The organism is Bradyrhizobium sp. HKCCYLRH3097, assembly GCF_051167875.1.
Taxonomy (GTDB): domain Bacteria; phylum Pseudomonadota; class Alphaproteobacteria; order Rhizobiales; family Xanthobacteraceae; genus Bradyrhizobium.
The window spans coordinates 155,991-177,384 of sequence record NZ_JBNPTX010000010.1 but is presented as its reverse complement, the minus strand read 5'-3'; the positions used below and the strand labels follow the sequence as shown (position 1 = coordinate 177,384).

The 21,394-nt window shown below is 62.6% G+C and carries 27 protein-coding genes; 25 read left to right on the top strand and 2 right to left on the bottom strand.

Going from position 1 to position 21,394, the window contains the following annotated elements; genetic code table 11:
* Nucleotides 1-59: 59 nt before the first annotated feature.
* From ACQR0U_RS23250 to ACQR0U_RS23240, 3 genes are all read left to right on the top strand, one after another.
* Complete coding sequence (locus ACQR0U_RS23250; protein WP_434844914.1) at nucleotides 60-650, top strand: portal protein; 591 nt, start codon at nucleotides 60-62, stop codon at nucleotides 648-650.
* 129 nt (nucleotides 651-779) lie between these two features.
* Nucleotides 780-1,160: a hypothetical protein gene (locus ACQR0U_RS23245; RefSeq protein ID WP_434844915.1), complete on the top strand. Its 381-nt coding sequence runs from the start codon at nucleotides 780-782 to the stop codon at nucleotides 1,158-1,160.
* Nucleotides 1,157-1,846 carry a hypothetical protein gene (locus tag ACQR0U_RS23240; protein ID WP_434872277.1) on the top strand — a complete coding sequence of 230 codons (690 nt, stop codon included), beginning with the start codon at nucleotides 1,157-1,159 and terminating at the stop codon, nucleotides 1,844-1,846. Before ACQR0U_RS23245 ends, ACQR0U_RS23240 begins: the two co-directional genes overlap by 4 nt.
* Before the next feature lie 66 nt (nucleotides 1,847-1,912).
* Here ACQR0U_RS23240 and ACQR0U_RS23235 read toward each other — a convergent pair whose 3' ends face one another.
* Complete coding sequence (locus ACQR0U_RS23235) at nucleotides 1,913-2,224, bottom strand: hypothetical protein (protein ID WP_434844917.1); 312 nt, start codon at nucleotides 2,222-2,224, stop codon at nucleotides 1,913-1,915.
* A 108-nt stretch (nucleotides 2,225-2,332) separates the two neighbouring features.
* Between ACQR0U_RS23235 and ACQR0U_RS23230 the strand changes: the two genes are divergently transcribed.
* The 20 genes from ACQR0U_RS23230 to ACQR0U_RS23135 all read left to right on the top strand — a co-directional run bounded on the left by ACQR0U_RS23230 (nucleotide 2,333) and on the right by ACQR0U_RS23135 (nucleotide 19,515).
* Nucleotides 2,333-3,994, top strand: a complete 1,662-nt coding sequence (locus tag ACQR0U_RS23230; RefSeq protein ID WP_434872276.1) for a portal protein — start codon at nucleotides 2,333-2,335, stop codon at nucleotides 3,992-3,994.
* Nucleotides 3,987-4,286: a hypothetical protein gene (locus tag ACQR0U_RS23225; protein WP_434844919.1), complete on the top strand. Its 300-nt coding sequence runs from the start codon at nucleotides 3,987-3,989 to the stop codon at nucleotides 4,284-4,286. The genes ACQR0U_RS23230 and ACQR0U_RS23225 overlap by 8 nt, the downstream gene beginning before the upstream one ends.
* 242 nt (nucleotides 4,287-4,528) lie before the next feature.
* Nucleotides 4,529-5,299: a hypothetical protein gene (locus tag ACQR0U_RS23220; RefSeq protein WP_434844920.1), complete on the top strand. Its 771-nt coding sequence runs from the start codon at nucleotides 4,529-4,531 to the stop codon at nucleotides 5,297-5,299.
* Nucleotides 5,296-5,874 carry a hypothetical protein gene (locus ACQR0U_RS23215; protein ID WP_434844921.1) on the top strand — a complete coding sequence of 193 codons (579 nt, stop codon included), beginning with the start codon at nucleotides 5,296-5,298 and terminating at the stop codon, nucleotides 5,872-5,874. The genes ACQR0U_RS23220 and ACQR0U_RS23215 overlap by 4 nt, the downstream gene beginning before the upstream one ends.
* 855 nt (nucleotides 5,875-6,729) lie before the next feature.
* Nucleotides 6,730-7,692 (top strand): DUF5309 domain-containing protein, encoded by a 963-nt coding sequence (locus ACQR0U_RS23210; RefSeq protein WP_434844923.1) that lies wholly within the window; start codon nucleotides 6,730-6,732, stop codon nucleotides 7,690-7,692.
* Nucleotides 7,693-7,759: 67 nt separating this feature from the next.
* Nucleotides 7,760-8,122 (top strand): hypothetical protein, encoded by a 363-nt coding sequence (locus tag ACQR0U_RS23205; RefSeq protein ID WP_434872275.1) that lies wholly within the window; start codon nucleotides 7,760-7,762, stop codon nucleotides 8,120-8,122.
* A gap of 1 nt (nucleotide 8,123) precedes the next feature.
* A complete protein-coding gene (locus ACQR0U_RS23200; protein ID WP_434872274.1) occupies nucleotides 8,124-8,435 on the top strand; it encodes a hypothetical protein in 312 nt (103 codons plus the stop codon).
* Entirely contained in the window at nucleotides 8,435-8,773 is a 339-nt protein-coding gene (locus ACQR0U_RS23195; RefSeq protein ID WP_434872273.1) for a hypothetical protein, read from the top strand. Before ACQR0U_RS23200 ends, ACQR0U_RS23195 begins: the two co-directional genes overlap by 1 nt.
* A complete protein-coding gene (locus ACQR0U_RS23190; RefSeq protein WP_434872272.1) occupies nucleotides 8,764-9,417 on the top strand; it encodes a phage adaptor protein in 654 nt (217 codons plus the stop codon). The genes ACQR0U_RS23195 and ACQR0U_RS23190 overlap by 10 nt, the downstream gene beginning before the upstream one ends.
* A gap of 25 nt (nucleotides 9,418-9,442) precedes the next feature.
* Nucleotides 9,443-9,874: a hypothetical protein gene (locus tag ACQR0U_RS23185; RefSeq protein WP_434872271.1), complete on the top strand. Its 432-nt coding sequence runs from the start codon at nucleotides 9,443-9,445 to the stop codon at nucleotides 9,872-9,874.
* Nucleotide 9,875: 1 nt separating this feature from the next.
* The gene (locus ACQR0U_RS23180; protein WP_434872270.1) at nucleotides 9,876-10,892 is read left to right on the top strand and encodes a hypothetical protein; all 1,017 of its coding nucleotides are present in this window, start codon (nucleotides 9,876-9,878) and stop codon (nucleotides 10,890-10,892) included.
* Nucleotides 10,892-11,503, top strand: a complete 612-nt coding sequence (locus ACQR0U_RS23175) for a hypothetical protein (protein WP_434844930.1) — start codon at nucleotides 10,892-10,894, stop codon at nucleotides 11,501-11,503. The genes ACQR0U_RS23180 and ACQR0U_RS23175 overlap by 1 nt, the downstream gene beginning before the upstream one ends.
* Nucleotides 11,504-11,646: 143 nt before the next feature.
* Nucleotides 11,647-13,119, top strand: a complete 1,473-nt coding sequence (locus ACQR0U_RS23170) for a hypothetical protein (protein WP_434844931.1) — start codon at nucleotides 11,647-11,649, stop codon at nucleotides 13,117-13,119.
* Nucleotides 13,116-13,427 carry a hypothetical protein gene (locus ACQR0U_RS23165; RefSeq protein ID WP_316180235.1) on the top strand — a complete coding sequence of 104 codons (312 nt, stop codon included), beginning with the start codon at nucleotides 13,116-13,118 and terminating at the stop codon, nucleotides 13,425-13,427. Before ACQR0U_RS23170 ends, ACQR0U_RS23165 begins: the two co-directional genes overlap by 4 nt.
* On the top strand, nucleotides 13,411-13,836 hold the full coding sequence (locus tag ACQR0U_RS23160; RefSeq protein WP_315739059.1) for a hypothetical protein: 426 nt from the start codon (nucleotides 13,411-13,413) through the stop codon (nucleotides 13,834-13,836). Before ACQR0U_RS23165 ends, ACQR0U_RS23160 begins: the two co-directional genes overlap by 17 nt.
* Before the next feature lie 195 nt (nucleotides 13,837-14,031).
* A complete protein-coding gene (locus ACQR0U_RS23155) occupies nucleotides 14,032-14,886 on the top strand; it encodes a hypothetical protein (RefSeq protein WP_315739058.1) in 855 nt (284 codons plus the stop codon).
* A gap of 812 nt (nucleotides 14,887-15,698) precedes the next feature.
* Complete coding sequence (locus ACQR0U_RS23150) at nucleotides 15,699-16,565, top strand: tail fiber domain-containing protein (protein ID WP_434872269.1); 867 nt, start codon at nucleotides 15,699-15,701, stop codon at nucleotides 16,563-16,565.
* Nucleotides 16,566-16,666: 101 nt separating this feature from the next.
* Nucleotides 16,667-17,752 carry a hypothetical protein gene (locus tag ACQR0U_RS23145; RefSeq protein ID WP_434844934.1) on the top strand — a complete coding sequence of 362 codons (1,086 nt, stop codon included), beginning with the start codon at nucleotides 16,667-16,669 and terminating at the stop codon, nucleotides 17,750-17,752.
* A gap of 9 nt (nucleotides 17,753-17,761) precedes the next feature.
* Nucleotides 17,762-18,283 (top strand): hypothetical protein, encoded by a 522-nt coding sequence (locus ACQR0U_RS23140; protein WP_434872268.1) that lies wholly within the window; start codon nucleotides 17,762-17,764, stop codon nucleotides 18,281-18,283.
* Between the two features lie 257 nt (nucleotides 18,284-18,540).
* On the top strand, nucleotides 18,541-19,515 hold the full coding sequence (locus ACQR0U_RS23135) for a phage tail protein (protein ID WP_434872267.1): 975 nt from the start codon (nucleotides 18,541-18,543) through the stop codon (nucleotides 19,513-19,515).
* On the opposite strand, the gene ACQR0U_RS23130 is transcribed toward ACQR0U_RS23135, so the two are convergent.
* On the bottom strand, nucleotides 19,469-20,233 hold the full coding sequence (locus ACQR0U_RS23130; protein WP_434872266.1) for a methyltransferase domain-containing protein: 765 nt from the start codon (nucleotides 20,231-20,233) through the stop codon (nucleotides 19,469-19,471). The genes ACQR0U_RS23135 and ACQR0U_RS23130 overlap by 47 nt on opposite strands.
* Nucleotides 20,234-20,325: 92 nt before the next feature.
* On the opposite strand from ACQR0U_RS23130, the gene ACQR0U_RS23125 reads away from it, so the two are divergent.
* Together ACQR0U_RS23125 and ACQR0U_RS23120 are read left to right on the top strand one after the other, a co-directional pair.
* Nucleotides 20,326-21,018: a hypothetical protein gene (locus ACQR0U_RS23125; protein WP_434872265.1), complete on the top strand. Its 693-nt coding sequence runs from the start codon at nucleotides 20,326-20,328 to the stop codon at nucleotides 21,016-21,018.
* A gap of 133 nt (nucleotides 21,019-21,151) precedes the next feature.
* Nucleotides 21,152-21,394 carry a hypothetical protein gene (locus ACQR0U_RS23120; protein WP_434872264.1) on the top strand — a complete coding sequence of 81 codons (243 nt, stop codon included), beginning with the start codon at nucleotides 21,152-21,154 and terminating at the stop codon, nucleotides 21,392-21,394.

The following is a 21,394-nucleotide window of genomic DNA, read 5'->3' as shown; positions in this document are numbered from 1 at the left end:
GCCCGGCGCCAGTCGGCCCATCTCATCGCTCACATCATGCCAACGATACGGTTCTGACCATGCCGAAAATGTCGAACGCCGACCTCAAGACGATGCTCGCCGCCGAGAAGGCCGATGCACTGGCCGCCATCTCCGCCGCACGGCTGGCGGAAGAGCGCGCTGATGCGATGGATTATTATCTCGGCAACATGCGCAAGGACATGCCGGCGCAGGAGGGGCGCTCGCGGGCGGTCTCGACCGATGTCGCCGACACGGTAGAAGGACTGATGCCGCACCTGATGGACATCTTCGCCGGATCCGACGAGGTCGTGCGGTTCGAGCCCGTCGGGCCGGAGGACGAGGCCGCCGCGGCCCAGGAGACGGACTACGTCAATCATGTCTTCATGCAGCAGAACCCCGGCTTCATGATCCTGTATTCCTTCATCAAGGATGCTCTCCTCTCGAAGGTCGGTGTCGTCAAGGTGTGGTGGGAGGAGCGCGAGGAGGAGAGCCGTGAGACCTACTATGACCTCACTGAGGATCAGTTCGCGCTGCTGGCGCAATCCGTCATGGAGTCCGAGGGCGCTATGAGGATCGTGGCGCATTCGATGCGGGGCCGGCGGCAGGACGTCAAACTGCGCGGCGCCGGTCAGGATGTGGCGGACGCGTGACCGCGTTGGCCGCGGCGGCGGTGCCGGAAACGGTCGCTCGCTCCGACGATCATCGGCCGCCTCGGCAGCCGTAGCTCGCATACGAACCAGTGCGCCCGAACGGCGCAGGCCTGTTGGAGGGAAAGATCAATGGCAGGGGTATTATTCGTTCTCGGTGGATTTCTCCTGTTCGTCGCGGCTATCCACACGCATTCTGTCTATCGTGCCATTCTCGACACGCTGCCTCCGCAGTTTCAGGACGAGTGGACGTCGCGGTACGCATTCTCGGTATATGCCTTGGCGCCGACGACGCCGTTGGATGTTCAGGCCTCCTACGTCAAGGCCATGGTCCTGTCCTGCCCGGCCTGTCTGTCGATCTCTTTCGGCTTCTTTGCTGCAGGGAATGTCGTGTTGGGCTGCCTTGCGATGCTGGCCTTCGTCATCGCGACGTACCGCGCGCTGCAGGGCTGGAGAACCTACAAATCGAATCTCGATCGGCCGATCGATCGTGTTGAGGAGACGAGTCAATGACCAAAGGAACGTATGGTGGTGGCACGTTCGGTATTCCCTGGTTGGGGGGCCTCGGCGGCGGGCTCTATATCGACAATCACGGGCGCGTGTACCCGCAGGTCTACTACGGCACGCCAGGCGCGAGCTTGTCGGCGGGCTACACGGATGACCTCGAAGGCTTGTTGACGGGGACTTCGATCTCCGGGAGTCCGGGGATCGGAGTGATCCGTCCCAATGCCGGATTCAGCGGCGGCGCATCCGGCTTCGGGATCGGGACGCCTGGCGTCGGAGTGACCTACGGGCTCGGCCCGCTCGAGATGTCCCAGGATTTCTCGCATCCCTGGATCAAGACCATCGTCCGCGACCGGGCCGCGATGGCCGGAGTCCCCAGCCGCTACAACGTGTTCGAGTACGGCTTCCCTGATGTTCAAGACGCGCCCGCGGGTGCGCGAGTTTCGCGATCGGCGGCCGCGAACGATGCCCGAGCTACGACGAAACCCTCTGGCCGTTCAGGAGAGACGTCGGTCTTCGACACGGCAGGTCCGCCGATTCTTTATCCCTACGCAGGCAGCTTATCCGGTCCAGTCGCGTTCGCCGCACGCGGCGATCGACCAGAGACGGATCAAGACCAGCCCGCCGCAGGCGGCCTGCTGGGCATGATCCAAGACTACATGCGCTCCGCTCAAGGCGGGCGCGCAGGAGACTGAACGCACAGTTGCCGACCGCGGGTTAGATATGTGTATTTGAGACGGCTTGCCAGTTGCTTGAAGCCGTCATCTTAGTGTTCCCAACGCCAAGATGATGAGAAAGCCGCCAGCCAACCATCCCCACAGGATGCGTTCGTGCCGGATTGCGATTTTCAGATGTTCTCGACCGGGCTCCGTCAGCTTCGCAGGATCCATTGCCGAGAAGCGAAACCCGCAAAACAGCCATGACGTGTAATAGCCCGGCCTCATGTAGCGCATGTCCGAGGCGCTCGGGGCAATGTGATTGTGAATGACGCGAAGGTCATTCAGCCAGAGTGCCCATAGCGGCAGACCTGCGATCGTCCAAACGAGAAGGATGCCGATTGTCGCGTAGGACATGTTTGCAGATCCGGCGAGGGGTCGATCGAAGCTGATCGATGAATTTCATCGCCAGCCGATAGACACCGTCCCGATCCGTTTCTCTATCACCGAATGAGCCCCAACGCCATGAACATCTCTCCTCAGTCCGCACCGCTGCAACCGGTGCCGGAACCGATCACGCACGACGTCACCATCGTCACCACGCGAAAACTCGCCCAGGCGCGGGTGATGGGCGTGCCGCCGGAGGAGTTCGGGATCGAGCGCGGCGCGCGTTCGATCCGCGACTGCAACTATTGCTTCCATGAGATCGTTACCAAGACCGAGGCGCAGCTGATTGCCGAAGGATTTGACGCCGCGCAGATCCGCTCGCTCGGCAACGATGGCGGGACGACCCGGGTCGAGACGCTCGCCCGCGATACGGTCGACGAGCACTCTCCGGCGTCATCGAGCGCGTCGAACTCGGGTACCAGGCTCGTCCGGACCACCGAGCACTACGTCCGGATGGACTATGAAGGCGAGGGCAGGCCGTGCCTGTACCAGATCATCACCGGCGGTGACCAGGGCGAGATCCTGCGCAAGGACGGCCAGGACTGCATCACGCCGTTCGACGCGATCCCGTTCGCGGCGACCACGCCGGTGCCGATGACGCATCGCTTCTTCGGTCGCTCGATCGCCGATCTGGTCATGCCGCTGCAGCGCGAGAAGACAGCGCTGAAGCGCGGCGCGCTGGACAATCTCTATCTGCACAACAATCCGCGCGTCGAGGTGGCCGAGCAGAACGCGGGGCCGAACACGCTGGACGATCTCCTGGTCTCGCGTCCCGGCGGCGTCGTTCGGACCAAGACGGCGGGCGGGCTGAACTGGCAGGTCGTGCCCGACATCACCAGCTCGATCTATCCGATGCTGCAATATATCGATGCCGAGCTCGAGAGCCGCTCGGGGCTCTCGAAGCAGGCGCAGGGCATCGACGCCAATGCGCTGCAGAACCAGTCGGCGACGGCAGTTGCGCAAGTGTTCTCCGCCTCGCAGATGCGCATCAAGCTGATCGCGCGGATCATGGCGGAGGGCGTGCGAGACATGTTCGGCCTGCTGCATGGCACGATCCGCAAGCATGGTCAGCAGCGCCAGACCGTGCGGCTGCGCAATGCCTGGGTCCAAATCGATCCGCGCGGCTGGAAGACGCGCGACGACATGACGATCGAGGTTGGGCTCGGCTCCGGCGGCAAGGCGCAGCAGTTCGCACAGACCATGGCGATCGCCAACGTGCAGAAGGAGCTGGCGATGGCCGGCAAGATCAACCTGGTCGGCGATCGCGAACTCTACAACACGGCGGCCGAGCTGACACGGATCATGGGGCACAAGAATCCCGGACGCTTCTTCAACGATCCGGCCGCGGTCGACCCGCAGACCGGCCGGCAGCTGCATCCGCCGCCGGCGCCGCTGCAGCCGCCGCCCGATCCGAAGCTGCTCGCGGCGCAGGCGCGTCTGCAGACCGAGCAGGCGATCGCAGCGCATAAGGCGGAGCTGGCGCAGCAGCAGGCGCACAACGACATGGTCCATCAGCAGGTGAAGATGCAGGCCGAGATCGAGCTGGCCAAGATCAAGGCCGGGCTGGATGCCAAGATTGCGCTGTTCGATGCGCACCTCAAGTCGATCGAGTCGGCGCAGAAGCGCGAGCAGGCGCATGCGGCTCACGAGCTGAAGATCGCCGAAGCGGCCGTGGGCCTCGCAACTGCAGCTCATGCCAATCGCGCATCTGATGAGCAGAAGGAGCGGCACGATGACTGACGAGAGCATCCTGCAACAGACGGCGGCGCGGGGCACTCGCGCCAAGGCGCTGCTCGACGACGAACTGCTCGCCGGCGCCTTCGACGTGCTGGAGGCGAGCTACAGCGCGGCCTGGCGGCAGACGCAGATCGACGACGTCGCCGGCCGCGAAAAGCTGTTCCTCGCCATCAACATCGTCGGCAAGGTGCGCAACCATCTCGGTGCGATCGTCGCCAACGGCAAGCTGGCGGAGGCGGAGCTGAGGGAGCTCGCGCAAACCGCGGAGCGGAGGAAGCGGTTTGGCGTGCTATGAGCAGCCCGGCCCCGCCAGAGGACGACCAAGGCGGCATTGACATGTTCGCGATTTGTTCTGTACGTTCCTGAGCGGAGACCCGTTGGGCGGGGGACAGAATGCGAAGGTGCATCAGTCCGGCGTTCCGACCGTCGCGAACTCCTTGTGCGCCTGCCTGGTCACTGGCGAACATTCGATCGTGGTGTTGCATGTGCCGAAACCTGATACGTATCGTAAGCCGCGGGCTGTTCACGAGCTTCGCCGTGCTCGTTCTCATTGTCCCGCACCATCTGGAAGCCCAGCAGGTCAAGCCGGACCCCGAGGCTTATCATCGCGCGGTGGATTACTGTCGCGGCGACGTGCCGCGGCCCACGGCGATCAGCCCCGACCGGACGATCGTCTGCTTCGGCGATCCGTACGGCGCCGACGTCGACCCGTCTATCGTGAGCCAGATCGCCGAGAACGGGCTCTTCGTCGTGCGCGGCTATGGTGGAAGGCGCGCGACGGCGATGAGCGTCTCCGACCTGCTGCGCAGCCGCAATGCGACGGTGGTGGTTTTCGACGTCTGCGCTCTCTCTTGCTCCGCGTATTACTTCGTGGCTTCGGCAAGAACCTACGTCGTGAAGAATACGATCGTACAATGGCAGCAGGCTTTGGAAGATTGCAGGGTCACGTTTCGTCAGCCGCGCGATTCCAGCATCCCGAAGCTTTGGCGCGCGGAGTGTCCGAAAGGTGATGAATGGCGTCTCACCTTTGCGAGCGACTATCCGGAGTTCGGGCGCTTCTATCAGGACAGGGTCATCGATCAATTCCATTTCGAACCGCTGCCCGACAGCGAATATGTCCGAAAGCGCCTGAAGGGGCTCTACGATCAGACGGGGCGATTTCCAGCCATTGGATGGATGTTGAGCCCGACATCGCTCAAGCGCCTTTTCAAGGCTGAAATCATCTACGAGGCCTACCCGCAATCGCAGGAGGAAGCGACGGCATTGGCCAATCATTTCGGCGCGCGCGACGTGATCTATGATCCATGATCATCAGCGCATCCGATCTGATCAACAACGCGATAGCATTGTCAGGAGTGTCCAAAATGAGGGATAGAGCTGCATTAGACTCCATGCCGATTGTGTCGGATCCCAACTATTCAGGCCAGTTGCGAGGGTACCGCCAGCAGTGGACTGTACCAAGTGTCGAGGACCTCGCTCGAAACCGGCCGCCCCGCTATCTTCCCGGCGATGATCCGGCCGGGGACAATCCCACCAATTCGCCTTGGCTGCCGAACTATCGAAGGGAGACGCCGCGCTCACTTGATCCACAGTCGTCATTGCCTGAATCGATGTTCTCTCCGTGGGCCTGGCCTGCTTCGTCATCGGCCCTGAAAGCACTGATGGCGCATGCCGCGCTTGGCGACGCGTCGGGAGCAAGCGGCGTAGCCGGACGAGGCTCAGGCGCGTTGGCCTCGCGCCCCAGGGGGCCGGCTGTTCTGTTCGGCCTCGGCGCTTCGTCGCAGGCGCCCAGCTACGGCGAACAGACCCGAGGCGGCGGTCTGCTCGGCTTGCTGGCCGAGCTCATGGCTGCCAATCCCGACGATCGATCGTCCCGAAGGTGAAATCGAGGGGCGATGTCGGATGCAATCGCGCTCTGGCATCTTGGCGATCGCACGCCGGTCGCTCGCACTGGCCTTGGTCCTGGGCGTTGCCATTGTTGCAGGAAGCGGCGACGCGCAGCAACGAGACGGCGCCTGGGACCTTTATCATCTCGCCGTGATTTATTGCCGTGGACCGTTGCACCGCCCACTGGCCCAGGGCCCTGACAAGCGGATCGTATGTTTCGAGGCTGGGTAGTCAGGAATCCCTACGATCAGTTCGGTGTCGATCCGAAGATCGCTTGGAGCCTCAACCCCAGGTACAACATCTTCTTCAAGGCGAAGATCATCTACGAAGCCTATCCCGAAAGTCAGGACGAGTTCGACGCGCTCGTCGCACGGCATCGTATCGGGCAGCTGATCCATGATCGGATCAGGCGGCGATCAACTGATCAACAAGAATACAGCTCGCAACGATCACCCATTGACACGTCGGGCAAATCACCGTCATAAAGGCAACATCACAGGACTTACACGAGCCCGCGCCGGACACACCGCCGCGGGCTTTTTCGTGAGCCATCACGTCGTCCGGCTCTCGACACATGGACCATGCTGTTGAACGTCACCGCGCCAAACGAGGTGAGGTCATGACAGTCGGTCCTGCCGACCCCGTTCGCAACGGGCGCCACGGCATCGGTATCTCGTATGAGCCGAACCGAGAGTGATCTCTCGCGCCATCGTGCCGGCGGGACCTGAACGCCTCAGACCATCTTCAGAACTGCGCAGCGTCGATCGGCGCAACGCACGGTCGTGACCTCCAAGCGGCGGCACGATCTCGGCGAAGGCCGCGCGCCGTGCAAGCAACACGAGGGATCATCGATGACCACACCCACGTCCACTTTCGTCACCTACCAGGCGGTCGGCAACCGCGAAGATCTCAGCGATATGATCTATCGCATCGACCCGGTCGACACGCCGTTCATGAGCGGCGTCGACAAGGAAAAGGCGACGGCCGTCAATCACGAATGGCAGACCCAGGCGCTGGCGCCGGCGGATGGCAGCAACGCCCAGCTCGAAGGCGACGACCCCAACACCAACGTGACCACGCCGACTGTTCGCCTCGGCAACCAGTGCCAGATCTCCTACAAGGTCGCGCGCGTCTCCGGCACCCAGCAGGCGGTCGACCATGCCGGCCGCGACAACGAGCTCGCCTATCAGGAAATGCTGAAGGGCCTCGAGCTCAAGCGCGATCTCGAGACCATTCTTTGCGGTACGAACCAGGCCAAGCTGATCGGCAACACGACGACGCCGCGCAAGACGGCTTCGATCCTGTCATGGATCGTCTCCAACACGTCGAAGGGCAGCGCCGGCGGCGCGGCCGATCCGGCCGCGGCCGACGGCTCGGGCACGCGCACCGACGGCACTCAGATCGCCTTCACCGAGGCGCGGCTGAAGACGGTGCTGTCGTCGATCTGGATCAACGGCGGCAAGCCGGGCACGATCCTGACCGGTGCGTTCAACAAGCAGGTGTTCTCGACCTTCACCGGCCGCTCGACCGCGATCGAAGAGGCCAAATCGAAGAAGATCGTCGCCTCGGTCGATGCCTACGAATCCGATTTCGGCAAGCTCAAGGTGGTCGCCAGCCGCTTCCAGCGGCCGCGTGACGTGCTCGTGCTCGAAATGGACAAGTGGGCCGTGGCCTATCTCAACGGCCGCAACATGATCTCCATCCCGCTCGCCAAGACCGGCGATTCCGACCGGCGCCAGATCCTCGCCGAATACGCGCTGGTCGCGCGCAACGAGAAGGCCAGCGGCGGCATCTTCGACAACACCACCGCATAGTCCGATCTTTCACCACCCTGACCCGCAGGCGGCTCTCGGGCCGCCTGTTTCTTTTGGAGGTTCATTCATGCCGCTTCCCGGCAATCGTCCCCTGAACACGGCCGATCTGACGGCCTACACGCCTTCCTGCGGCGCGAGTCCCGTCGCCGCCTATGTCCGTGCGCCCTTCCGCGGCCGGCTGCTCAAGGTGGCCGGCATTCTCGGCGGTGCCATCACCACGGCCGACGGCACCGTCACCGTGACGGTGAACGGGACGTCGGTCGCAAGCTTCACGGTGCCGCAATCAGGCTCCGCGGCGGGGCAGCTGTTCTCGGTGGTGCCGGCGTCGCCGGTCTACCTCAACGAAGACGATGTCGTTGCACTGACACCCTCCGGTGCGTCGGGCACATCAGTGCCGATGTATTTTTCGCTTGCAGTCAGGGGAGCCTGAGATGTCGTTCTTTCCCAAACAGCCATCATCCCGGATCGGCGGCACGCAGACCATCGCCTTTGATGGCAGCGTCGGGGCCACCAACAAGTTCGGTCCGGGCACGTTCCAGCTTCGACTCGCCGCGAGCTCGGCCTGCTGCTACCGGATCGGCGACGGCGCCCAGACGGCGACCACGGCCGACGTCTTTCTCCCCGCCAACGTGGTCGAATACGTCACCGTCACTCCCGGACAGAACATCGCGGCCATCAAGGCCGCCAGCAACGGCCTGGTCACGGCGACGGCCGGCACGCTGTGGATCACGGAGCTGTCGTGATGGATGGGCTGACCATTCGCCCGCATCTCGACCGCGATGGCTCCGGTCTCGTGATCGAGCATCTCCAGGATGTCGCGCCCATCCTGGACTGGAACAGCGAAGCGCGCCGCGACGAGCAGCACAGCGACTGGGGCCGCCACGTCGCGCGCATTCCGAACGTCATCTACGTCAAATGGCTGAACGAGGAATATGCCAGGGGCAACACCCGGCTTCGCCTGTTCACGCCCGAGTTCGACGCGATCGTGCAGACGAAGCTGAATGATCCCGATTGGGCCTATCTGCGCACCGACACGCCTGCGCTGCTGAGCGGATGGAGGGCGAAGCCGTCATGCCGTTGATCTCGAACTATTCATCGTTGCAGTCCGCAGTGACCGAATACCTGGCGCGCGACCAGGACACCACCTTGGTAGCTCGGATACCGAGCTTCATCCAGCTGGCCGAGGCCAAGTTCAACCGGCAGCTGTTCGTGCGGCAGATGGAACAGCGGGCGATTGCGGTCGTCGATCTCGGCGCCAGCGAGCCGGAGTTCATCGCGTTGCCGTCCGACTTTCAGTCGATGCGGCGGATACGGCTGACCAGCGTGCGCGGCCAGCCTGCGCTGGAGTTCAGGTCCGGCGTGCAACTCGACGAGTATCGCTTTCGTGTCTCGGACGTCGCGGGCCAGCCGCGCTACTTCTCGGTCTTCGGCGACCAGATCGAGCTCGCGCCGCGGCCTGACGCGGCCTACACGATCGAGATGGTCTACCGACGGACCATCCCGCCGCTGGCATCGAACGATTCGAACTGGCTGCTCACGCTGGCACCCGATCTCTATCTCTACGGCGCTCTGCTGGAGTCGGCGCCGTATCTCAAAGAGGACGGACGGATTCAGACCTGGGGCCTCGGCTTCACCAGCGCTCTCGCCGATCTCAATGCTCTCGGCCTGACGTCGACCTTCAACGCCGGTCCGATGACGATGCGGCTCTCCGGCCAGGCCGTCTGAGACACCGTCCAACACAGAGGATCACATGGCTGCCTTCAACAAGTTCAATTGCTTCGTCCAGGACGTCGCGCATGCCCTGCACGACATGCTCACGGGAACGTCGCATGTCTACAGGATCTATCTCACCAGCACGGCGCCGGTCGCGACCAATACGGTCTACAACACGCCCGCCGACCTGACGACCGGGAATGGCTACACGGCAGGTGGCGTCTCGATCGGCACGATCACCGGCGGGCAGACCTCCGGCACCTTCCGATTCATCGGCGGCAGCGACCCGTCGTGGACCGCGGCCGGCGGCTCGATCGGGCCCTTTCAGTACGCCGTACTCTACAACGCGACATCGGCCACCAAGCCGCTGATCGGCTGGTGGGACTACGGCACCTCCGTCACCCTGACCAACGGCAACACGTTCACGGTCGACCTCGACCAGGTGAACGGCATCCTGACGATCACCTGACATGGCAGCTTTTCTCGACATCTGCAGGTTCCTGCCCACAACCGGCGGCACGACGGACTGGACCTATGCCGCCGCCGTCCAGGGCTATCAGAGCCCGGCCGCGGCCGGCGCGGTCAATGGCCGGCTGTACAAATACAGGGCCGAGAGTGCCGACCTGACGCAATGGGAAGTTGGCGAGGGCGCCTACGCCTCGTCGACCGGCACATTGGCTCGGACGACGATCCTGTTCACCTCGGCCGGCACGACGGCGAAGGTCAATTTTTCCGCTGCGCCGCAAGTCGCGATCGTCGCGCTGAAGGAGGATCTCGTTTCGATCGAGGAGGCCAACGTCTTCACCAGCACGCAGCAGGCGCAGGCGCGGAGCAATATCGCCGCGGCTGCAGGCCCCGGCAACTGGACGCGCTCCGTCCTGACGTCAGGATCCGGCACCTACACCCTCAAAGCCGGATGCAAGGCGCTGCTGGTCCGGATGGTTGGCGGCGGGGGCGGTGGGGGTGGCGGTGGCACGACGGGAGCGACATTTGGCGGTGTCGGCGGCGACACAACGTTCGGCTCGTCGTTCCTGACCGCCTCGGGAGGAGCAAACGGCGGCCCGTACGGCAACGCTTACGCGAGTGGTGGCGGTGCGGCGGGCGGTGATCTCAATATCAGAGGGAGTCACAGCACGCCGACCGATGGTGCGGGCGGTTCGACAGGCGCGGCGCTTCAAGGAAGGAATGGCGCCAACTCTGCATTCGGCGGCTGCGGAGCAGGCGGATGGATTGGCTCTGCAGGAAGTGCCGCGGCGACAAATAGCGGCAGCGGCGGCGGAGGAGGCGGAGGCACTGACGGCGGTTCGGGCGGGCGCGGTGCTGCCGGCGGTGGCGCCGGAGGGTACGTGGAGAAGTACATTGCTGCTCCGGCCGCGACATACGCGTATTCGGTCGGCGCAGCGGGCAGCGGCGGTTCTGCGGGGGCGAACGGCACGACTGGCGGCGCCGGTGGCTCCGGCATCATCATCATCGACGAGTACTACTGATGTCACTGCTCGGATTCGACGCCGTCGGTAGTCTGGCGATCGCGCAACTCCCGCGCGGCTCCGCAACGAATACGATCTTCCTCGCGAGTCCGGCCGCCGTCACGCTTGCAGGTCGAACAACCAGCTTCCAATCTGCGCTCACTCAGATCACCGCGGCGCTCGTCTATGCCGGCGGCTCGGCGGTTGCGCGCATCGGTCTTCTCAGTGCGCAGAACGGCTGGCTGACGGCGGGCACCACGGTCCTGTATTCGTTCGGTGCTTTCGCCGCCCGCGGCGATTTCGTCGCGGCGGGGAACTCCATCACGACGGTCGGCAAGATGCAGGCCGCGGGGCGGACTCATATCGTCAGCGGCCAATCATCGGCCTTCGTCGGCGCAATGACCGGCGACAAGTCCTCATATCAGCTCGTCGGATACGACGTCGGCTACGGTCGCGGCTTCGAGGCCTGGTATCCTCTCGGCACCGGGACAATCGGCTGGAGCGGCAGCAACGCTCCTGAGCAGTCCTGGTCGCCGCAGCCAAGTATAGCCGACCATTGGCTGGGTGTCCCGGCATTGTCATTTTCGTGGAATGCGGTGCCTCCATCGACGCCGCCCTGGACGAGCGATTGATGTCCTCGTCGTGGCCATCATCTGTTCGAGCCTGATGCGCGCGGCCGTTTGAAGGCCCGGGCACCATCGACGTTGTCGATCTTTTCTGTTTCCTCTTGACCGCGGCGGAGGTCCGCCGGCGGCAATCGATGATTGGAGGTGACATGCCTCTTCTTGCCTTTGGCGAATATCGGCCCGACGTGAGCGACTACGAAGGTCAGGCTACCCGGAACATCCAGAACGTCGTGCCGCGTGGCGACGGCTATGGCCCCTTTCCGTCCTTCTCGGCCTACACATCCGCTCTGCCTGACCCGTGCCGCGGTGCGTTCTACGCCTTGAAATCGGACGGCACCGTCGTGACATTCGCCGCGACCGCGACGAAGCTCTACCGCCTCAACAACACGGACTTCACCTGGCTGGATGTCTCGAGGGGCGGCGCCAGCTATTCGCAGCTCTCCGCGGCAGCGCAGTGGCAGTTCGCACAGACCGGCAATCTCGTGTTCGCCACGCAGGCGAATGCGCTACTGCAGGTGTTCGATCTGACGTCGTCGACCGCGTTCGACAATGCCCTGGGCTCGCCGCCGCAGGCCGCCTATATCAGCGTGGTCGGACGCTTCCTGGTGCTCTCCGGCCTGCTGTCGACGCCCTATCGCATCCAATGGTCGGGTCTCAACAACTTCAATTCGGCGACGTCCTGGGATGGCCTGACGGCAGGGTCCGATCATCAGGACTTTCCGGACGGCGGCATCGTCCGCGGCGTTGCCGGCGGGGAAGCCGGGATCATCTTCCAGGATCAGGCGATCCGGCGCATGTCCTACGTCCCGGGATCGCCGATCATCTTCCAGATCGATCGCATCACCCAGGACAAGGGTCTCTATGCGCCGTACTCGATCATCCGTGCCGGCGAGCGGATCTTCTTCTATGCCGGCCAGGGCTTTCACAAGATCGAGCCCGGCGGCCTGCCGCAGCCGATCGGCCGCGAGAAGGTCGACCGCACATTCCTTGCCGATCTCGACAAGGGCAATCTGCAATTGCTGATCGGGGCGGCAGATCCGCGCTCGACGCGGGTGTTCTGGTCCTACAGGTCGATTTCCGGCGCGATCGGCACCTATGACAAGCTGTTGGGCTACGATTTCCTGCTCGACCGCTTCTTTTCGATCGCGGCAACCGGCGAATACCTGCTCGGCATGTCGCAGACGGGCCTCACGCTCGAGAATCTCGACAGCATCTCGTCGTCGATCGACGCGATGACCTTGAGCCTCGACGCCTACGCGACGGCCGTCCAGCCGGAGATCGCGCAGTTCTCCGCAAATCATGTGCTGGGCTTCTTCCGTGGCAACAATCTCGAGGCGACGATGGAGAGCGCAGAGCAGGGCACCGACGACAGCCGGATCATGATCCGTGGCTTTCGGCCGGTCACCGACGCGACGACGCTGTTCGGATCGGTCTCCTCGCGCGACAGGCCATCGGCGGCCGCCGCCGCAGGGGTAGAGGTGTCGGTCAACACGCGGACGGGTCGCTGCGACCTTCGCAAGGACACGCGCTATGCCCGCTTCAAGGTCCGGATTCCGGCCGACGCGTCATGGAGCTTCTGTGCAGGCGTTGTGCCTGACCTCACCCCGAGCGGCACGCTATGACAGCCTATGTTCCTGGTATCACCGAGACCGATCTCAAGAAGATCATCCTGGCGCTGCAGCAGCTCGCCGCCGGGCGATCCAACGCTGTCGGCAGCGTCACCCTATTGCCGGGGGGCGCGACCACCGTGGTTGCCGACATGAACTGCTCTGCCGCGTCGACCCCGATTCTGACGGCGGCGAGCCCCGGCGCCGCGGTGGAGCTCGGCAACGGCACCATCCATGTCAGCGCCGTGACCAACGGATCGTTCACGCTCACGCACGCCAACAGCGCGGCGGCGCGGACGTTTCTCTATGCATTGCTCGGCTGAACTCGCCTGCGTCGATCCCGGTCAGGTTGGACTTATCTGGCCCAAGGTCGCGCCGCGGCTGCGGCGGGCGATCCTGCGGACCGGTCTGTCTGCCTTCGCCGATGTGGAGCGCGACGTTCTCGACGGCCGCGCGCTGTTGTGGCTGGCGCTGAGCCAGGAGGGCGACATAATCGCGATCGATGCGGTGGCCACGACACGGCTCGAACTGACGGACGCCGGCAAAGTGTGCGTCATCGTCGCCTGTGAGGGCAGGGGGCGATACCGTTGGCTCCCGCTGATCGGCGGCATCGAAACTTACGCGAAGACAGAAAGCTGTCGCGGCATGCGCATCTACGGCCGTAAAGGCTGGCTGCGCGCGCTCGCCGACTATCGGCACACGCATGTGATTATCCAGAAGGAGTTGAGGTGACAATCAGCGTTGATGGTCTCGATAGCGCTTTTCATACGCTGATCAGACAAGATGATCCTATCACGGATAAAATCAGCTCTGCCCCCGGCACGCGCAAAGGCGACCTTTGCACTTGACAGGATGTTCTTGATATGTTCCTTTTTAATTCAGAGGGCATGTTGCGTCCCCAAATTGCGCAGTTGCCGGACAAAACGCATGTTTTATCAGACAAGTGCAGATCGCACCAAAACAGCAAGAGTCTTAGCAGGCTTTGTGCAGTCGGGAGCAAAAGCCGCTCTCGTGGCGCTGGCACTCACGATGAGAATGGACTCGACTCGTGCCGAGCAGATTGACTTCAGCCCTTATCGCGCTGCTGCAGAATACTGCGCTCGCGAAGTCGCGGGTCCGCTGGCACTTTCGCCGGATCAGCGGATTCTTTGCTTTGACGGCCATCTCTATGCCCATCAGGATCTGTCGCTCGTCGACGAATTGCAAGTCGGCGGACTAGTCGTTATCCGCAGTTTTGGTGGTGACGACGTTGCAATGATGGAGCTTGCGGAGCGCCTACGTGGTCGGAATGCGACCGTCGTAGTTCGTAGCTACTGCTTGCTTGGGTGCGCCAGTTATATCGTGGTTGCCTCCGGGATGACGATTATACTGAAAGATGCGTTGGTTGCATGGGGACCTTTGGTGGTGGACGGATTCTGCTTAGGTCTTCGGAATGCACTCGACGAAGGTTTGCCACGCCTTGACATCGGCCCCTGTGGGAAACCGCTTCTGCGGACGCCAGGTCCAATCTATGAACTGAGGCTGGGATTCATGAGCGTACGGCGCGTCAATGATAATTTCGAGGAACCGCCGGAGAGTACATTTATCAGGAGAGCTCTAAGGAATATCGATTGGAAAAGGGCGACCGAGACAACTGGTCTGATGTGGACGTGGCATCCTCGCTATCAACAAAGTTCAGTCAAGACCAAGATCGTTTACGAACGCTATCCCGATAGCCAGGAGGAAGTTGCGGCTCTTGCCGAGCGATTGCGGCTCCGTGCTCGAGTTGTTTACGATCCATGAGGGCTATTTCCGAAATGTCAGCCGAGCTGTTCTGACACCCGAAAAAGCCTTGATAGTTGACGGCGCGCTGACGTGGCGCGCTTTTTTTTACCTCGGGGAATGAAGATATGGTGGGAAATCCAAGAGAGAAATCAAGTGATTGGCCAAATATAGTGCGTGAGGGGATCGAGCCAGAAGTATTGCGTGTGCCTGATTGGAGACGTTATCTTGATGGCAGAGATTATACCCGTCCTTTCCAGGGTATTCCGCTGCCAGGGTCGAGGACGCCAAGCTCGCCACCAAGATTGCCCTCCTGGTTCGAAGATCCATCACAGCCGGGCCTGCCGCCATCGTTGAAATATCCGGCACCCGGCAATCCTAGCCCGGGTTTTCCTCCTATTCCGGCACCAGTTCCCGCACCGTCACCCATCCCTGGAAGGCCGATCCGCGACTGGCTGTTTGATTATCTGCTCGGAAACAATCTTCTGGACCAACGGCCATTTCAGCAGACCTCACAGTCGGCATTGAGAAAAGATGCCAGTCGCACCGGACTTGATCCGGACATGAGACTTGCTGCCGCACAGCAGGCCGATCAGGGTCATCCGACCCGCGCATCGCAAACGGGTTCAAGCGAAGAACCATCGAAGCCGCAGAAGCGCTTCTTGAGATCGCGCGTTGAGTAACGTTGATCTGCACGAGGACGACTGAACTCTCCGTGTGCCGCTGCCTCCTCCGGACGGATCGCAGACTTGCTCACGGCGACGCCTTGTTCGAGGACTGCGATCTTGCAGTTGCGCAAACTCTTAGCATTGTCAAATCAAGGAACGTGCCCAATGGGCGGACAATCATCCAGCACCCAGACTCAACAATCCCAGACGCAGCCGTGGCAGCCGGCGCAGCCGATGTTGCAGAACATCCTGTCTCAGGTCGGCAACGGCCTGAACAATACCGTGCTGACCAGCGCCGAGACCGGCGCGCTCGATACGCTCAAGCAGAATGCGGCGTTGGGCAATCCCTATGCCGGCGGTATCGGGGCCTATGCGCAGTCGCTGCTCAATGGCGGCAACGCACAGGCGCAGGCGCCGGCTGCCCAGGCCAATCTGCAGACGTTGCAGGGCCAGCTAACGCCCTACGCCAATGGCAGCATGATCGGCAACAATCCTGCGCTGGCGGCGCAACTGGCGCAGCTCCAGAACGACGTCGGCACCTCCATCAACGGCCAGTTCGCGGCCGCCGGACGCGATTTCAGCGGCGCCAACCAGATGGCGTATGGCCGCGGCGTGGCGGCGGCGGAAGCGCCTGTGATCGCGGCTCAGTACAACCAGGACGTCCAGAACCAGCTGAGCGCGGCCAATGCGTTGTACGGTGCCGGCAACACGACGGCCAACATGCTGGGCGGCATGCAGCAGCAGTACCTCACCAATCAGGGGCAGGGGCTGACGGCGTCACAGGCCGCGCTAGATGCGCAGAATTATGGAGCCAATGCCACGTTGGCGGAGGAGGCGCAGCGCCGCGGCATCCCGGTGCAGGCGCTCGGACTGCTGGCGCAGATCGGAACGCCGATCGCACAGCTCGGTCAGCAGACCAACGGCACCATGACGGGAACACAGGAGATGTCCGGTGCCGACCAGTTTGCGAAGATCGCCGGCGGCATCGGCAGTCTTCTACAGCCGTTCAGCGGCGCGTTCGGCAAGAAGTAGTTCGGTGCAGCGTCTCGAGGGAGTGGTCGTGAATGTCAGATGAATCAGAGCATCTCGTGACGGGTGCAGCATTCGAGCTGGAGAATGCCGGCTATCGGCCGATGCCGGATCCGGAGGAGCGGCCGGAGCGCGAGGCGCTCGGCGGCGACGTTGCGTCGCTGCGCGACGCTGCCGAGCAGCGCACCGATCCCCGTCCGCCGGTGATGGTCCGGGAGTATGTCGACGAAGCCGGCAACCTGGTCGATCGCGGCGAGTCGGTCACGCTCGAACGCGCGGCGCGTGATCACGCGCGCGTCCGGGCCGCTGAGGTGGGTGAGGCATCTCGCGGGACGCCGGATTCCGATTCGAGCGACCACTTGGGTTCGCCGGCAAATGGTGAGCCCGACGGTTTCGAGCCGGCTTCAGGCGAAGCCGAGTCCACTGCCGAGACCGGCTCGACGCAGCACGATGCTTCGTCGCGGCTTGCGCCGGAGTTGGAGAGAGCCCTGCAGCATCCGCAGGTGCTGCAGGCGATCGAGGAGAAGATCGGCGAAGCAGAGCAGGCCCGCCAATCCTACCGAGAAGGCCTGGCATCGGCCGTCCAGATTGCCCAGGCGAGCTTCCTCAGCCAGTTTCCTGAATTTGCCGGCATGCCCGCGGAGCAGGTCCCCGCCGCGCTCGAACGGATGTCGCGCGAGGATCCCGGAAGGTTCGGGCGCATCCAGGCGGCTGTCGCGATGTCGGATCAGTTGCTGGCACAGCAGGCCGAGGCGCAGCGCCAGCACGCCGAATTGGCTCAGCGGAGCTTCCAGTCCTTCGCGCAGGAGCAGGACGACCAGCTCGAGGGCATGCTGAAGAGCGAGCCGCGCGCCATGCGCCAGGCCGTTGCCGCAGAGATCGTGGCGTCGGCAAATGAGAGCGGGATCCCGGCGTCCGAACTCAACCGGCTGTTCCAGACCGAGCCGTTGATGCGCCACGCCACGTTCCAGCGGATGATGTACGACGCGGCGCGATATCGCCTGATGATGCGGGCAAAGGACGCTGCGGTGACGAAGGCTGTCCCGCCCGTGGTGCGGCCGGGGGTCTCAGTCTCGTCGGGGGAGCGGGGACGGACGGATCTGCGGGCGCTCAACGCCCGCTTGACATCGTCGGGTGATCTCAAGGACGCGGTCGCCCTCTATCAGGCCCGCATGTCCAGACGGCCGTGAGGCCGGTCGATGACAAACCCCGTTCTGGCTGCGCTTGCCGAGGCGCGCAGGCAGCGCGCTCCGCTGTTCGCACGCTGGTGTGAGCGGGAGCACGAGACGTTCTGCCCGGCCTCGCCGGCGGCGGTCGCCCGCTTTGCCAGAGAACACGCCGGCCTGGGTGTCGAGCAGGTCTGGGAGGCGATTCTCGACGTCTCCAGAACTCACGCCTCGTTGGGGCTGGCTGATCCCACAGCGGCAGAGCCGGTCGCGATCGTCGTCGACGACATCGCCAACCTATCGCCCCCGCAATCCTGGCCGGGTCCCTGGAAGGAGCGCTTCAGGCTTTTGCCGCACGATCTGAAGCGCTTCATCGCGGACCACGAGACGAGGCGCGAAAAGAGCCTGAGACGCACACAGAACGCCCTGGCGCATACGAACAAGATGCTCGCACGCCTCCGATCGGCGGAGCGTACGATGAAGGAGGATCAGACCGATGAAGCAGAATCGCAGCAATCCGACCATCGAAGAGAGGATTCAGGAGCTTCGGGGTGAGATCGAGCGTGCCGTGCAGACTCGCGTGGACGCGATCGCAAGAGAGAGCCCCGGAGTGCCCAAGGGGGTGATCCGCAATCTGCTGATCGCCAGGGCGCCGTCCTGTGCCTGTGAGCAATATCTGACGCTACGGCGAGAAACTTAGCCATGCACGCGTGATCGATCATCGGGCACGAGCCACGATGCGCCCGCATCGACGAGCCAGAACTAGGTCCCCGGCAGCCCCGCGCGGCTGCCATTTTCATGTGAGGAGCAGAATGACACTCTATCGATGGTCGCAGACCGCCTCGGCCGATGCCACGGCCGATCCGACGATCAACTGGTCCGAAGGACAGGTCCCGTCGAGCATCAACGACTCCGCTCGGGCCATGATGGCCGCGACCGCAAAATATCGCGACGACATCGCGGGGGCGATCGCAACGAGCGGCACGAGCACAGCCTATACCGTAACGAGCAATCAGCAATTCGATTCGTTGCCGCATCTCAACGGCCAGATCATCGCGTTCACGCCGCACGTCACCAATACTGGCACGTGCACTCTAAACGTCGATAGTCTTGGTGCGAAAGCACTAAGGTCCGCCCCAAATATCGAGCTGCCAGCCGGCACAATCATCCAGGGCACTCCATATGTGGCCGCTTACAACAATAGCGATGGCGCCTTTTATCTGCATGGGTTCTTCGGCAACCCTTACAATGTTCCGATCGGAGCGAGTCTAGAGTTTTGGGGGGCTACCGCGCCGAACAGCTCGTTCGTTTTTCCGTATGGGCAACCGATTAGCCGCACGGCTTATTCCGTCTTATTTGCACTTATGGGGACTACGTTTGGAACGGGGGACGGATCAACCACATTTAATCTTCCCGATCTTCGAGGGCGCGTGACCGCTTGCGTGGACAACATGGGCGGAACGACGGCCAATCGTCTAGTAAGTGGCGGGCTTGCTAGCGTACGCCACAGCATTGGTGGATTTGGTGGCGAAGACGCGCACGTCCTCGTTACTAGTGAGATGCCGAGCCATGCTCACGGAGTGAACGATCCCGGCCATAGTCATACCGTTCAGAGTTACGCGCCTGGTGGAAATGTCAACGCTGTTGCGGGCAATTTCGCAAGTTTGGCTACTTTGACCACAAGTTCTGCGCTTAGCGGAATTAGCATTCAGAACGCCGGTGGTGGAGCGGCACACAACATCATGCAGCCAACGATTTTGTGCAATCGTATCCTGCGGGTGATTTAGTCGTACGCCAGACGATGCCTGCCCGCTTTTGGCATATAAAGGAAGTTATTGGCTTAAGTATCGGCGCACTGACAATTCGCGAGAATGAACGCAGTCGCGGCGAACACGATAGTCTGTGGAGCATGAAATCGTGCTCGGTAGCAACTGGATTGCTGCCGAAGGCGCTGGTCCACCATCGTTTGAGATCAGCCGGCGAATGGTAGAAAACGTCCGTTTCGAGCTGGTTGAGCATAAAGTCTGCCCACTCACGGGCAGATTTGCCCTCGCGATAGTAGCCGAATCCTAACCGATGACAGATCACAAGATAGGCTTTGGCTAGGTCTCGATACATTCGGTGCACGAAATAAACACCTACATGACCTTCAAACCACACCGCTTTCGATGGGAACAGAGCGATAAACACCCCACCCGGTTTCAGCACGCGTGCGATCTCCGACAAGGCGGCTGGCGGATCAGCCACGTGTTCGAAAACTTGGTTCGAAATCACCACGTCGAAAAACGCATCCTCGAACTGGATATGCGTCCCATCAAGTGGCTGAAAATGGCTGGGACGTTCCGAGGCAGGAGCATCACGGTCGACTCCGAAAAACTCATACCCCATCGACCGGCCAAAGGTCACGACCTCTCCGCGACCACAGCCGTAATCCAGGACTTTCGGGTTAGCGGCTCCCGAGGCTGAGACGGCGCGATCAAACACATAACGATAATTCGGATTCATAGGCCTCATCTCAAAGCTGCAGCGAGTATCGGAAGACAATCACGCGACCCCTTCAATCGCAAGATTATCCAACCATATTTTTCGGACCTCAGATGCCCGACGTCAGAACGCTAATCCCGATGAACGCCAAAAAATGGCAAGTCGCAAGGCTCACCCGCAACATCGATGCCGTAGCCCAACGCCTCATTGTGGCCAAGCCCCGATATCAGGCCGTGACCAAGCGTACCGGCGTCCCCTGGCCGATCATCGCCGTCATCCACGAGCGCGAATCGTCGCAGAGCTGGTCCCGGTCGCTGGCACAGGGGGATCCCTGGGACCGAGTGTCGGTCCACGTGCCTGCGGGACGAGGACCATTCGCCTCCTGGGAGGACGCCGCGGTGGACGCGCTCGTCAACTGCGCGCCGCACGCGGCGCGGTGGCGGGACTGGTCGATTGGCGGCGCCCTGACGCTTCTCGAGCAGTATAATGGGCTCGGTTATGCGCGCCGGGGCGTGCCGTCTCCCTATGTCTGGGCCGGAACCGATCAATATCGTGCCGGCAAGTATGTCCGTGACGGAGTCTACGATCCCCAGGCGGTCGACCGGCAGCCGGGGTGCGCCGGGCTGCTCAAGGCCATGATGCAGATCGATGCGACCATCAGCTTCCCGACCGGCCTTGTGGAGACGGGGTGGCCGCCCGACACGGGGCCTCCGGCGCCAACTCCCGCATCCATCAGGCATCCGGCAAAGGGCTCCATTGGGGCCCTTTTTGCTGCCCTGGTGAAGCGCCTTCTCGGCAATCGCTGACCGCCGGAACGTCCTGCTTCTTGCCGGCGTACCAACGGGCGTCGGTCTCGGGCAAAACACAACGATCTGCAGCGCACCGAGCGCGGCTCGTGAGAGCCGGCGGCGCGTCTGCGCTTTTTGGAAAGGATTCATCATGTGGACGAAAGTCAAGGCCGCGTGCCGTCATTCGCTGACGATCGCCTGGGGTTACGCGCTGGCTGTCATCGGGTTTCTGTTGTCGATCGTCGACAACGTCAGCGACGCGCTTGGAGACCCAAGCCTGAAGGATCAGATCAGCGCCGCCGTGGGCGATGCCCGCGCCGTGGGCCGGATTTTTCTCGCGATCTCGCTGATCACGATTCTCGCACGGCTGCGCTCGCTCAAGAGGGCGTCGTGA